At 51.8% G+C, this 12,505-nt stretch carries 13 protein-coding genes; 4 read left to right on the plus strand and 9 right to left on the minus strand.

Annotation, left to right across the window (positions count from 1 at the left end; translation table 11 throughout):
- Window positions 1-16: 16 nt before the first annotated feature.
- The 9 genes from GM556_RS06195 to GM556_RS06235 all read right to left on the minus strand — a co-directional run bounded on the left by GM556_RS06195 (window position 17) and on the right by GM556_RS06235 (window position 9,591).
- Complete coding sequence (locus GM556_RS06195; protein ID WP_155579579.1) at window positions 17-2,245, minus strand: chemotaxis protein CheA; 2,229 nt, start codon at window positions 2,243-2,245, stop codon at window positions 17-19.
- Between the two features lie 12 nt (window positions 2,246-2,257).
- A complete protein-coding gene (locus GM556_RS06200; RefSeq protein ID WP_155573685.1) occupies window positions 2,258-2,641 on the minus strand; it encodes a response regulator in 384 nt (127 codons plus the stop codon).
- A complete protein-coding gene (locus GM556_RS06205; RefSeq protein WP_155573686.1) occupies window positions 2,631-2,936 on the minus strand; it encodes an STAS domain-containing protein in 306 nt (101 codons plus the stop codon). Before GM556_RS06205 ends, GM556_RS06200 begins: the two co-directional genes overlap by 11 nt.
- Window positions 2,936-4,483 (minus strand): methyl-accepting chemotaxis protein, encoded by a 1,548-nt coding sequence (locus GM556_RS06210; protein WP_155579580.1) that lies wholly within the window; start codon window positions 4,481-4,483, stop codon window positions 2,936-2,938. The genes GM556_RS06205 and GM556_RS06210 overlap by 1 nt, the downstream gene beginning before the upstream one ends.
- 260 nt (window positions 4,484-4,743) lie before the next feature.
- Window positions 4,744-5,574 (minus strand): MotE family protein, encoded by an 831-nt coding sequence (locus GM556_RS06215; RefSeq protein WP_155573688.1) that lies wholly within the window; start codon window positions 5,572-5,574, stop codon window positions 4,744-4,746.
- Between the two features lie 45 nt (window positions 5,575-5,619).
- The gene (flgC, locus tag GM556_RS06220; protein ID WP_155573689.1) at window positions 5,620-6,030 is read right to left on the minus strand and encodes a flagellar basal body rod protein FlgC; all 411 of its coding nucleotides are present in this window, start codon (window positions 6,028-6,030) and stop codon (window positions 5,620-5,622) included.
- A 43-nt stretch (window positions 6,031-6,073) separates the two neighbouring features.
- Entirely contained in the window at window positions 6,074-6,481 is a 408-nt protein-coding gene (locus GM556_RS06225; RefSeq protein ID WP_155573690.1) for a flagellar biosynthesis protein FlgB, read from the minus strand.
- A gap of 37 nt (window positions 6,482-6,518) precedes the next feature.
- Window positions 6,519-9,296, minus strand: a complete 2,778-nt coding sequence (locus GM556_RS06230; protein ID WP_155579581.1) for a hypothetical protein — start codon at window positions 9,294-9,296, stop codon at window positions 6,519-6,521.
- A gap of 49 nt (window positions 9,297-9,345) precedes the next feature.
- Window positions 9,346-9,591: a hypothetical protein gene (locus GM556_RS06235; protein ID WP_155573692.1), complete on the minus strand. Its 246-nt coding sequence runs from the start codon at window positions 9,589-9,591 to the stop codon at window positions 9,346-9,348.
- 223 nt (window positions 9,592-9,814) lie between these two features.
- On the opposite strand from GM556_RS06235, the gene GM556_RS06240 reads away from it, so the two are divergent.
- The 4 genes from GM556_RS06240 to GM556_RS06255 are packed head-to-tail and all read left to right on the plus strand — an operon-like array spanning window position 9,815 to window position 12,442.
- On the plus strand, window positions 9,815-10,171 hold the full coding sequence (locus tag GM556_RS06240) for a flagellar hook-basal body complex protein FliE (RefSeq protein ID WP_155573693.1): 357 nt from the start codon (window positions 9,815-9,817) through the stop codon (window positions 10,169-10,171).
- 42 nt (window positions 10,172-10,213) lie between these two features.
- Complete coding sequence (locus tag GM556_RS06245) at window positions 10,214-10,489, plus strand: EscS/YscS/HrcS family type III secretion system export apparatus protein (protein WP_099026900.1); 276 nt, start codon at window positions 10,214-10,216, stop codon at window positions 10,487-10,489.
- Entirely contained in the window at window positions 10,490-11,326 is an 837-nt protein-coding gene (locus GM556_RS06250; RefSeq protein ID WP_155573694.1) for a flagellar biosynthetic protein FliR, read from the plus strand.
- 6 nt (window positions 11,327-11,332) lie between these two features.
- Window positions 11,333-12,442: a flagellar biosynthesis protein FlhB gene (locus tag GM556_RS06255; RefSeq protein WP_155573695.1), complete on the plus strand. Its 1,110-nt coding sequence runs from the start codon at window positions 11,333-11,335 to the stop codon at window positions 12,440-12,442.
- The last annotated feature ends 63 nt before the right edge of the window (window positions 12,443-12,505 follow it).

Here is a 12,505-nt window from a genome sequence, read left to right on the forward strand (position 1 = left end):
TCCGATGCGTCATTCTTCACGCATTATGTTCAGCAAGTACTTCTAAGGCGCGCGTATCAATACGTTTCGTAGCAGAAACAATTAAGGTCGATACGTCTAAAATCAACGCCACACTTCCATCCCCAAGGATTGTTGCTGCAGAAACCCCCTTGATGGGACGGTAATTCTTCTCGATGCTTTTGATGACGACTTGCGCTTGGTCACGCACGCCATCTACCACCAAAGCTGCCCGGGCCCCGGCCTCATTTTCCACCACAAGGACCATGAGTTGATCACCCTCACCAGCCCGCCCCATATGGTTAGGACCAGTCACATCGCTATAATCCTGCGGGAGAGTCAGTTCATCACCCAGATAAATCAGAGGGATACAGCGTGTTCTAATCGAGACAACATGGCTCCCATCTGGCAGATGATAAATATCCTCCTTCACATCCACTGTGACGAGCTCCACCACGGAGGAGACTGGCACCACCATCACCGCACCACGACACTCTATCAACATCCCATCCAATACAGCGAGGGTAAGCGGTAGGCTCAAAGTAAATAGCGTCCCCTGCCCGGGTGTACTTTTAATCATCACCCGCCCTCCTAGGGTCTGAATCGCTTGGCGAACCACATCCATCCCCACCCCACGGCCGGAAAGGTCCGAAACAGCATCAGCCGTAGAGAAGCCGGGGGCAAAGATAAGCTCGTTAATCTCATGCTCATCCAAAACAGCCTGTGCTGAAACAATGCCGCGTTTAATCGCTGTCTGCAAAACACGCTGGCTATTAATCCCACCCCCATCATCTTGAATCTCTATCAAAATCCGACCAGAGCGATGACGGGCTGAGAGCCTAATGGTCCCTTGGGCTGGCTTACCCGCCGCCTGCCGGGTCTCTTTATCTTCAATCCCATGGTCAATCGCATTACGCAGCATGTGGGTTAGTGGATCTGTGAGATTTTCGATCAACGTCCGATCAATTTCCGTCTCCTCACCCTCCAAAATCAGACGGACATCTTTCCCCGCGAGGCCACTTCCCTCCCGTACAACACGTTGCATCCGCTGAAAGACATGCCGAACAGGCTGAGCGCGAATCGCCATAACAGCCTCTTGAATATCCCGCGTAAGGGTCTTCAAAACTGCTAGTCGCTTCACCAGCTCTTGATCTTGTGTAACACCTTGCTGTGATAAGGCGGATTCTAGGGAGGCCTGACCAATCACCATCTCCCCTACCATATCCATCAACATACCAATCCGACCTGTATCAACACGGATGGACGCATGCTGCTCTTGTTTACGCCCCTGTTTGGATGAGGGTGAAGCAGAAGGACCTTCCTCTTGTACGGGCTGTACAGGATGAGGCTCCTCCTTAGGGGGCTTTACACAATCTGGCTCTGAGACTATTGGCGCAACACACTCAGCCTCATCAGAGATTTCATCTTCTACAGGCTGTTCCCCTCGGCTGATGGTGAGGTCACATACATCACTCACCCAGTCGAACACATTATGCACATCAGCCTCTGTTGGACCTTCAGCTCCAATAGGGAGATGCACCTCCCACCCAAGGCAACCTTCATCTACGGGAAGGTCCGCTAAAGGGGGGAGATCTTGTTGCTGACAGCTCACCACCATAGCCGCCGCTTGCTCTGATGGCAAAAGGCTCTTTAACCCTAATAATAAGTTACGCGCATCATCACCGCGCTCATACAGCTCCCCATGGGGACGAAAACTCACTCGCAATGTCTCTGTTAGGGGGGTGGCTTCCTCCGCAGGATCGTCAAAATCAAACGCCTCTAAATCTACCGTGACGGGGACAAACCCTTCCGGAGCTGCAGAATCCTCCAGCTCTACAACAGGCTCCTCCTCTGGTCGCACCCCAATAATCTCCTCTAATTTATGGATATTCTCATCAACACGGTGATTATCGACTCTCTCGCCAATTTGTTTTGATTCAGAAACAAGATCGCTCAACACATCCATCGCTATGAAGAATGTCTTCACTGTTGCAGAATCGGGCCTCACCTGCCCGGAGCGCAAACAATCTAACGCGCTCTCATAAACATGAGCAAAACGTACAAGACGCTCCAATCCAAATGAAGCCGCCCCGCCTTTAATGGAATGAACCGCCCGGAAAATAGCGTTAATTGTCTCCGGGTCAGCATCATCCTCTGAGAGTTCGCTAAGGCCTCTTTCCAATTCAGGAAGGAGCTCATCACATTCCTCAAAGAAGATTTTAAGGATATCATCCATGACATCACTCATAACCATGCTCCCTTACGCTGTGACACGCTTTATAGCCCAGACGAGTTTCTCGGCACTAAACGGCTTTGCTATCCACCCGGTTGCCCCAAGGGAGCGCGCCCGCTGTTTCTTTTCTTCATCAATTTCGGTCGTAAGGCAGATGATAGGAAGATGCGCAAATGCCTCTATCCCGCGTACCGCCTCGATAAATTGGAAACCATCCATCCGCGGCATATTAATATCGGTAATAATCGCTTGTGGGGCTGGATTAGCCTGCTGGAGGGCCTCTAGCCCTTCCACACCATCACCACCTTGGATGACATCATACCCCGCATCCCCCAAGACTTTCCGCAACATGCCTTGCATAGTGCGCGAATCATCAACCGTCAGCACCCTGATAGCTTGATTATCCACCATAATGAGCCTCCTCTGCCCCCTCATGCGCCAAAAGCTGGCCGCGGACGCCAAAGAGCGTGAAGGCTTCCTCTGCTTTGTCAGACCACGCGCTAACCTTCAGCCCACTCGCGAGCAGTAATCGCACGCATAATCCGCCAACATATTCCACATGCGATGCATCCAGCCTGAGGGCTTCTCCCCCCTGATGCTCTGCCAGCCCCTCCAAAAGCAACTGCTTTAAACCATCCGCTGCTTTTGTATCCAATCGTGACGGCAGGGTGATTATGGGACTAGCTCCCTCCATAAGCGCGACCATTAGAAATGTTCCCAGCCATCTTCATCATCAGAATGTGTTGGTAAGATTTTTCCATCCTGCTGAATCTCACCATGACGGCTGGCCAACAAAGGCGATGCTGCCTTTTGCTTCGTCCCCGCCGAGAAGGCCGGTGCTCCTTCTTGCGGCAAGGCCTTTAGCTGGCTGCGGCCTAACAACGCACTATGCTCCGTGCCCCCCCCGATTGTGAAAGTTGCTAATGTTTCACGCAATTTAAGGGCTTGTGTCGTCAAATTATGGCTTGCCGCTGTGGATTGCTCGACCATCGCCGCATTTTGCTGGGTCATGCCATCCATACTGCTTACCGCCTCAGAAACCTCCGCCAAACTACGCGCTTGCTCATCGGTGGCTTGGGTCACCACTTCAACACGCTCAGCCAGAGCCTCGGTGCCTTCTTCAACATCCTGAAGCAACCCACTTGTCCGCGCAACAAGGCGTACACCCTCTTGCACATGGGCTGTAGCGGTCTCTAACACATCACGAATCATATCAGCCGCTTTGGCAGATTGCTCCGCTAGGGATTGCACCTCTTTTGCAACCACTGCAAAACCACGGCCCGCCTCACCAGCACGCGCCGCCTCTACGCTCGCATTCAACGCAAGAACATTGGTTTTAAACGCAATATCACTCACCGAGCGCGTAATATGCACAATATCATCTGATGATGTTTTGATAGAGTTCATCGCCTCACGAGTCTGCTCCATCCCCGTAGAGGCTGTCTTAACCTTCTGCAACGTCTCTCTAGTCTCATTACTAGCATAAGAGCAGTTGCTCACTGTGGTTTGAAACCCCGCTGAGATAGATTTTACAAAGGATGTAACCTGCCCAAGGCTCGCCGCCTGACGCTCTGTCCGTTTTGCAAGGTCATCAGAGGCTGTGGAGATTTCGCTCGCCCCATTAGCAATCATATTGGAGCTTTCTGCCACAGCCGAAAGTGCCGCCCCTAACCCCGCTAAAGAACCATTAAAAGCCTCCCGCACTGGGCCAAACTCCCCACTAAATAACTCGCTCATGATGCGGATGGAGAGATCCCCTTGCGCTAATCGTTGCAAAGCACGGTTTAGCTCCTCTACAACAGAATGAGTTCGCACCTCACGTTCACGCAGCTCCTCCATGGCCTCCATGGCTTTATTAGCCGCTTCACCATGCGCTTTTTCTGCCGCTTTTTGCTCCTGCAAACTCACCGCTAAAGAGGCAAGCAGCTTACCAAGCCGCCCTACACAATTCTTACGGCCTTCATATTGGCTAATATCTGGTGTGTAGCCCTCATCTAAAGCGGCACCCATACCCATCAAACGCTCTACAGGCTCTGTTAAAGCTTTTGTAAGAAAAAGCCATACGCCCCATACTAGCAACATGCCAAAAACAAGCGTACCGACATTAATAAATGCAACACTATCAAACTGCTTCTTTTGGAGATAACCCCCCCCCTCCACAAGCAGCTGCACCGCTAGATAAAACTCAATCGCCAACATCGCTACACGCACTTGCACGCGGAACAAAGCATCTCTGTAAAGCCATTTGAACATCAGACTCCTCCCTTCCCTCCAGAAGATTCATCCCCGTTCAGCATGGCCAATATCCCCCAACGGGCTGCGAAATTACAAGACATAAGCCTTATTATAGCCATATGAATTATGACCATGCCACAATTTAACCTTAAATAAGGCAGAATATCAGCAAAAAGAAGGCTATTTATCAAAAAATAGACATAATATAGGCTTTCATTTACCTTCCATTAGCTCATTTTAACTTTATTTTGATCCTGTTAATTTGTGGAGAATACAGCTCATTTAGCAATATTACAATCCACCGGACTATTAAGACGATTCATCGCATCAGGGCTTAATTTACGAATACCTGCTAAATATTGTGACAAAACATTAGCCCGGTCTGGCGTCATATTTCCAATAACTTCAGAAATACGGCGCGGTATCATATGTTGTGCTACCGGGACCATGACGCGCATATCCAATACATCAAACATAGCGGCAGCATCACGCGGGGACATTTGCTCATAAATGCGCGCGAGCCGGTCAATACTATGCTCCACATCTTGGCGGCGTTGGTCTTGCTCAGCAGATAGTTCCGAAGCATTACGCCCTAACGCTTGCAACTTCTCATCAAGTTCTTTTTGCTCAGCTTCAAGGCTTTTTTGTTGCTGCTTTAAAGCCTCTGCCTGCCCTTGCATCGCCTGACGATGAGCCAAGATTTCCTCATTTAACCCCTGCTCTGCCGTTTTAACACGCGGCTCCAACGCATCCTCATCTTTCTCTCCAGAGGCCGGGTCCCCTTCTGCCAAACCATTAAGCGGCGTCCATCCCTGTAATTTATTGACATAAACGCGCACTGTAGTCGGATGCGTCTTTTTCGGCACTGCACCCGTTGCTGTAGGCTGAAGGGGCGTTTTCTCGCCATCACTCCGGGCTGCTATTACCCCCTTCTTCTCCAGCTCTGCACCATTCTTTGGGGGCTCCTTCTCCGTATTAGGCTGGCTAATCTGCGCCGCGAGAGAATGAAGATTCAACGCCAAAAGGACCGTCATCAAACAGGAGGCAAGATTTGTAATCTTACTAAGGGAAAAGCCCGGTTTTTTCACAGCCCTAGCACGTCCTCTCATAATATCCGTCCTCATACCCGGCGCAGTGCAAACAACACCGCTTCCTCAATCCCGCATGACATTAATAGCGCGCGTCAACATAGCGCGTGTTACCTGCAAGGCATTCAAATTAGCCTCATATGAATGTTGAGCGTCATGACTATCCATAATCTCTACAATGGAACTCACATTCGGCATCTTCACATAGCCTTGCTCATTAGCCGCAGGATGGGCCGGGTCGTACCGCATTTGGAAGTCGGATTGATCCTCCCCAACCGAGCGTATCGCAACGCTGGAAACGCCACTGGCACGATCCAACGATTCTTTAAAGGTTACAATTTTACGGCGATACGGGTCCGCTCCCGGCGATGCTCCTGTCGTCTCAGCATTTGCAAGATTCTCCGCCGCAACACGCAAACGTGCTGTTTGTGCCCGCATCCCAGCGGCTGAAACACCAATTGTATCAGAAAAATCCATCTCTCATCCCTCTCACACTCAAAACAAAACCATAAAGCAAGGCTTATTGCCCGCCAGAACTGCCCAAAGCCATGCCGTACATGCCCATATAACGGCCATAAACGGTTGTCGCGAAACGCTGCTGGTCACTTGTTTGCGCAATTTTGCCTAGCTCATCTTCCAAAACCACACGGTTACCATCCAAAGAGGCACGCCCCCCTTCTCGCTTAGCGTGGCTCTCCCCTGCTGGCCCTAGCATATGCCCCGGCTGTGTACGCTTTAACGCCACCATATGTGCCGCATTCACCACACCCTGAAACGGCGTAACATCTTTAGGGCTATAATGCGGCGTGTTGGCATTAGCGACATTCCCTGCCAACACGGATTCACGATTTTGCAGCCAACTCATCCGCCGCTCCGCAAGGTGGAGAAGATCCGTGCCCTGCCCCGGCCCTGTTATCATATTACTCATCGCGCTCTATCCTTTCCCCATCCGCTTTAGGCCATTCCTAATCTTGTTCTGGCGAGACAAGCAGTTGGAACATACGCCCTGCATCGCCCTCAAAAGGACGTTCACCTACGCGGTTTTTAATCCAATTCAGCATACCCACATCCCCCGCACGGGACGCATCAGAGGCAAAACGTAAGGCCAAAAGCTGCTGCGATACGTCCAAGGCCCCTTGCTCTGGCAAGTCATGCTCTACCATGCCGCGCAAATCCGCTATTGCAGCAGGCCACTCCTCCCGATTTTCATGCAAGCGCGCCCGCATATCGGCCCCTTGAGAAGATTGGTCGGCACTAAGCAAATAAAGGGCGATTTCTGGCTTGCCAGACGCCGCAGCCATACGCGCCATAATGCGATTCCGCTCAGCCGCTTCCTGCGGGGGCATGGGGTTAGGAGCCGTTTGCGCTAATGTGGCAGAGGCTTCATCAAACAAGCCACGCTTAATTTCATTCTCTGCCAACATATCCCCACCGGCTGCCCGCTTTTGTGGGTCAGTTATCATGGGGATGGCCGTTGTCATGGCCTCACCAGCTTTATCAGCTAACCCTAACCGCCCCAAAAGCTGGCCATAAGAAAGCTGCAAAGTCCCTTTTTGGTCACTTGGCAAAAGGTCTGGCAAATAAGCCCGCATGAGCGCAGCCCCACGCACCAACGCTGCTTCATCCTGTGGGGATTGCCCAGCCGATGCCCCATGAGGCAAGTCCTGCATTAAGCCTGTTAAAGCCTTGCCTAAAAGAACCTGTATACGCGCCGGGTCTTGTTGAAGTGGTGTATCCTCCACTTGATTAAGGGCTTGCAAAGCGGCTTCCCATTTTTTTGCACGAATATTCGCCCCAGCCCGCAACATATTCACCACACCATCACGCCCTGCAAGGCGAGCATCAGGCAGGAGAGAAGCATATTGCCGCGCCGCTTTCTCAGAGTCGATATGCCCATCACGCACGCTGAGGGCTATGCCTTCCTCCATCGCTTTTTCCGCCACGATAGGGTCTTTATCAACAGACAAATCCTCCAAGAGATGGATCGCCTCATCCTCACGCCCAGAGCGTAACGCACGCACCGCCTTCGCAAATTGATACGCACTCCCCTCCGGCAGATGGTCCAAAGCATGCCATTCTGCTGAGCCGCCATGGCGGGCGATGGTTTCTGCCGCGATGGGCAACAAGAAGGACCGCAACGGCTCTGGATAATTCATCAAACGGGGCATATCGCGGGCAAGAAGATGAGCCGCCTCGCTATCCTTCCCCCCTGCTAGAGCTTCATAAAGCCCCTGCCAGAGCTTCGTTGCGCGTATAGCCTGCTCCGGCCATTGCTGCATGAGCTGTGAGGCCCCTTTCATCTGGCCTGTCAGCAAATCCGTCGCTGCCAGAAAGAAGCGCACATCCGGGCGAAAGGCTTCCTCCGGGTCATCCTCCAAAGCGACATCCATAATCGCCCGTGCCTCGGGGAAGATTCCAACCCCTAACGCCGCTTGTGCTGCCTCAAACCGTTTTTTAAACCGCTCTCCCGGTGTGGAATCAGCCGCCGCGATTAAGGCATGGCGATAACGCTCTCGTGCTTGGGCTGGGGTGAGATTTTTAAGCCCTAACCAATTTAAATCTACATCACTGGCATAAATCGCACGATCCAAATCCGACAAAGGACGACCATCCGCACGTTGGAGGAGGTCCCCTTTAGCAACGGCCTTCATCGTCACCTGTGGCGGATCATGCTGAGCAATGACGATCCCCTCCAGAGAGGGCCATACGTCATAATCCACTCCCCGCCGTAAAGAGAGCATCCCACCATCATCTAAAACCGTTGTCCCTACTAATAAGGGCGTATTTGAGACGGGGTCTTCAACCGAGAAAACACGTCCCGGCTTCCGCATAGGGAAGTAAAGACCATCCTCACGCAATGTTGGGCTGATTTCACGCCTATCGGTATAATCAACAGCAGGCGGTGGTTGATCACCTAACACCCAGCCATTACTTTGCTGCGAGAGATATAAAGCCCGTGTATCTGGCACAGGCAGAGTAATCATCGTTACATCGGGTAAAGCCGTCACACTCAACTGTGCAAACATGCCATCCCCACGCAGGGCCGCTATGTCCATAGGGTGGCGGCCATCCACCAAAATGATGAGACGGTCCCCACTTTGATACGCCGCTATCCCCATCTGCCCCGGTACAGGGATAAGAATCCGATTGCGTGAAGATGCTGTTGCAGCCGGTATATGCCCCACTGCCTGAGAGGGAACAGACGCATCCCCTACCCCTGCGGCAAGCCCCACCGCTCCCGCAGCAGCTGGGTGACCCTCCGGTTTGGTGGCAGTCACCTCCGCTGGCTGTATCGTATGAGGTGGACGCGCCACTTTCTTCACAGAATGAGTAGAACTCTCTTTAGGAGCTTTTCCTCCCTGTGGACCACCAACGCCAAGCACATGCACACCCCAGCCAGCGGGCAATTCATCCAATAAAGGATCCCCCGGCTTAATGTGCATTTGCCCTAATGTTTCACTATTAGCGACATTTTCAGCATGGTGCGATGCAGCCGCTTTGCGTTGATGCTTCGCCCCACGAGTGATGCGCGCCGAATGTGCATGAGGGGACGATGGCACAGCAAAAGCCGATGATGCCAACAGCACCCTCCGGCTCCCACCGTCATACCCCCCGATGAGGAGCATACCCACAGCACCATAACAAGCTGTCCGCCATCCCAATACGGGCAGCCGCCGCACAGCCTTACGAACAGCGCGCATCATCGTGCTGCAATCCCTCATCATATCATTCCGCTCACGCATTCCTCTCCCCGCCCGGCCGCGATTCGGTCCGCACGGCCCTCACAGGCCCTTAACCCAACAAGCTGGCAAAGCTGGCTGTAGCGGAGTTTTTACGCACGCCTTTTGCGCTGGGAACCACCTGCCCTGTCGCATCAAGCTGCATAGACGCTTGCGCCCCATTGCTACGCTGGGAGGAGATTTGTACGCGCCCCGCATTTTGCGGCCGCACCGCCTTACGCGCCTCACGCGCTTGTTGAACCGTATGCATCTTCATAGAAGACGCTAACTGAGAGGCTAGTGACGCTTCTGACATCATTTTATCCTTACATTAGGGTTTAGAACCACATCTATTGGCTTTTGATAGCGAATCAAAACCCAAAAACAAAGCCAATTAAGCATATAACTTTTAACAAGCCATAAAATTGCCTTATTTTTTGAGAAAATTATGGAATTATTTTTAAGCAAGCATTACAAAAGCCCATGAAGTCCTTGTACCTCACGGTGCAGCCTCTCTCATTTATAGGAGTGTTCCCAAGGCCATGTCCCTTTCCAGCATTGCCAGCACCACAGCACAAAGCTTTGATGCCGGGCAGGCCTATGGTCGTGCCCAACAGCTTACTCAAGCAACCCGCTTAGAAAATGCTGCCCCTATGACAGATGCCGACACAAGCGATGCTGTCTCTAGCTTCAGCTCTGTTTTAAGCACTGCCATTAAAGGGGCCATTAACACAGGCAAAGTAGCGGAGAGCCAAACGGCCCTTGCCCTCTCTGGCAAAGGCAATATGTCCGATGTTGTGGCCTCTGTTGAAGAAGCAAAACTCACCTTGCAAACCGTCACAACATTACGGGATCGCTTTGTGAGCGCCTATCAAGACGTTATGCGGATGTCCATTTAAGCCTTATTAGGCAATAACAGCCAATTACGAGGGGAGCACCCAATGGGGCACGCGGTTGATGTGCAGGAAATACTGCGTCAAACACTTCTTGTTGCCGTCAAACTTGGGGCCCCCTCCCTATTGGCATCCCTATTAGCGGGGCTATGTGTCTCACTCTTTCAAGCGATGACACAAATTAGCGAAGCTACACTCTCCTTTGTACCAAAATTCATTGCGGCAACAGCAACGCTGATACTCACAGCCTCCTTCATGCACGCCACCATCCATGCCTATGCAGAGCTGATTTTTGATCAACTCATCAAGGCTGGGGGCATCTAAATGAACAGCCTAGCCGATTTCTTTGGCTCGCCTGACCTTGCCGCACCTCATGGCTCTATCGCCATCCTAACAGGCATATTTGTCATCATCCTCTGCCGTGTTAGTGCCGTAGTTATGCTCGCCCCTGGCCTTGGAGAAATGGGAGCCCCCGCCCGTATCCGAGCAGGGCTATGCTTAGGGATAACCATCGCCCTTTTACCCGTCATTCAGCAACGACTCATCGCCGTCTCTGGCGAGGCGTTGCGTATGCCCTCTATGTTGCTCAAGCTCATTGCAGGGGAACTTCTTTGTGGGTTTTTCCTCGGCATGATGGCGCGGCTTCTGAGCCTTTCCCTCGCTATTGCGGGGCAAATTATCGCCGTCTTTACCGGGATGGCAAGCGTCATCCAAACTGATAGCCAATTAGGAGCTTCCAGCACAGCCGTCAGCCATATGACCAATGCTTTGGCCCCCATCATCCTTTTTGCAACAGGGCTCTACGCCCTCCCTCTTTTTGCGATTTCTGGCTCTTATACACTCTTTCCAGCAGGGCATCTTACCGCCCTCCTTGTGGGGGATATGACAAAAGATATAACCCATATTGTCAGTGTTAGCTTCCTCATCGGGATGCAACTTGCCGCCCCTTATATTCTAATAGGGACATTATGGCCTGCCATGCTGGGGGTGCTTAACCGGCTAATGCCCTCCATACAAGTCTATTCCCTTGCCATCCCCGCACAGATTCTAGGGGGGATTTTGCTCCTAGCCTTACTCATACAAATCCTTACCAGCACATGGGCAGAGAAAATGCAGCTCTATCTCTCCACCCTGCCCGGCCTTGGGCTAACCACCCCCTAACATCATATGGCAGAAGAAAATGGCAGCGGCGGGGGTGAAAAGACCCAAGACCCAACAGAAAAACGCCTCCAAAAAGCACGCGAAGATGGCAATATTGCTCAATCGAAAGAGCTGCTCATCCTCGTTGCCTTAGGCACGTTTTTGCTCGTTTTTGCGCTGACCATTCCTAACGCAGCACGGCAATTTATCCGGGAGATGAATGGCATCTTCCTTCATTTTGACTTTGTAGGTCAGGACCCCGCGGCCCTCTATGGCTTTACCCTCCATGCTCTTACAGCAGGCCTCCACCTCATTGGCCCTCTTATGGGCACAGGGGCCTGTGCTATTTTAATCGGCGGGTTGTTACAAACGGGTTTCCTCTTTCGCCCCCAAAGTTTGCAGCCTGATATAAGCCGCCTCTCCCCGCTCAAGGGCCTCAAGCGAATCGTCAGTGTGAATAATCTGATCGAGTTGCTAAAAACCATCGCTAAATTCGCCGTCTTTGGCGTTATCCTTTACAAGGTTGCCTTACAAACGGTTGATTTAGCCCCACAAACAGAACGCTGGACGCCGTATCAACTTATTGATGCCATGAAATCTTGGTTCGTCTATGCGGGTTTTATGGTGCTGGCCATACAATGCGTCATCACAGGGCTCGATGAGGTCTGGACGCGCTATCATCGCTTCGCCAAATTACGGATGAGCTTGCAAGATATTAAAGATGAAATGAAACAAACGGAGGGGGACCCGCAAATTAAGGCCCGCCTTAGGCAGCTACGCCAAAGCCGCTCCCGCCGACAGATGATGAAGGCTGTGAAAGAGGCCACCGTTATTGTCGTCAACCCTACCCATTATGCCGTAGCGATTCTTTACGACCAAAACAGCAACACAGCCCCGCATATTGTTGCTAAAGGTATGGATGATCTGGCTTTTCGCATCCGCGATATTGCCCGCAAAGCGCGAATCCCCGTTATCTCCAACCCGCCTTTAGCACGCTCTTTGCACAGCCTCCCTCTTGATAGTGAAATCCCCGAGGAGTTTTGGAAGCCCGTTGCTACAATTATTGCCTATGTGATGCGCCTTAAAACCCCCGGCGCACGCGCGCAGCTTCCTACAGAGACATCATCATCTCTTTAAAAAACCTTTATGTAACTCCTTATTCATGAAATAAGCATGTTATATTTGATTTGAATAGAAAGA

It is taken from the genome of Bombella sp. ESL0378 (assembly GCF_009725845.1).
Taxonomy (GTDB): Bacteria; Pseudomonadota; Alphaproteobacteria; order Acetobacterales; family Acetobacteraceae; genus Bombella; species Bombella pollinis.

Bases quoted from the DNA above. Each gene is read 5' to 3' on its own strand.
- flgC (WP_155573689.1), bottom strand. From the start codon at position 6,030: ATGGATTTTTCTGATACAATTGGTGTTTCAGCCGCTGGGATGCGGGCA.
- GM556_RS06210 (WP_155579580.1), bottom strand. From the start codon at position 4,483: ATGTTCAAATGGCTTTACAGAGATGCTTTGTTCCGCGTGCAAGTGCGT.
- GM556_RS06235 (WP_155573692.1), bottom strand. From the start codon at position 9,591: ATGATGTCAGAAGCGTCACTAGCCTCTCAGTTAGCGTCTTCTATGAAG.
- GM556_RS06245 (WP_099026900.1), top strand. From the start codon at position 10,214: ATGGGGCACGCGGTTGATGTGCAGGAAATACTGCGTCAAACACTTCTT.
- GM556_RS06200 (WP_155573685.1), bottom strand. From the start codon at position 2,641: ATGGTGGATAATCAAGCTATCAGGGTGCTGACGGTTGATGATTCGCGC.
- GM556_RS06255 (WP_155573695.1), top strand. From the start codon at position 11,333: ATGGCAGAAGAAAATGGCAGCGGCGGGGGTGAAAAGACCCAAGACCCA.
- GM556_RS06205 (WP_155573686.1), bottom strand. From the start codon at position 2,936: ATGGTCGCGCTTATGGAGGGAGCTAGTCCCATAATCACCCTGCCGTCA.
- GM556_RS06215 (WP_155573688.1), bottom strand. From the start codon at position 5,574: ATGAGAGGACGTGCTAGGGCTGTGAAAAAACCGGGCTTTTCCCTTAGT.
- GM556_RS06250 (WP_155573694.1), top strand. From the start codon at position 10,490: ATGAACAGCCTAGCCGATTTCTTTGGCTCGCCTGACCTTGCCGCACCT.
- GM556_RS06225 (WP_155573690.1), bottom strand. From the start codon at position 6,481: ATGAGTAATATGATAACAGGGCCGGGGCAGGGCACGGATCTTCTCCAC.
- GM556_RS06230 (WP_155579581.1), bottom strand. From the start codon at position 9,296: ATGCGTGAGCGGAATGATATGATGAGGGATTGCAGCACGATGATGCGC.
- GM556_RS06195 (WP_155579579.1), bottom strand. From the start codon at position 2,245: ATGAGTGATGTCATGGATGATATCCTTAAAATCTTCTTTGAGGAATGT.
- GM556_RS06240 (WP_155573693.1), top strand. From the start codon at position 9,815: ATGTCCCTTTCCAGCATTGCCAGCACCACAGCACAAAGCTTTGATGCC.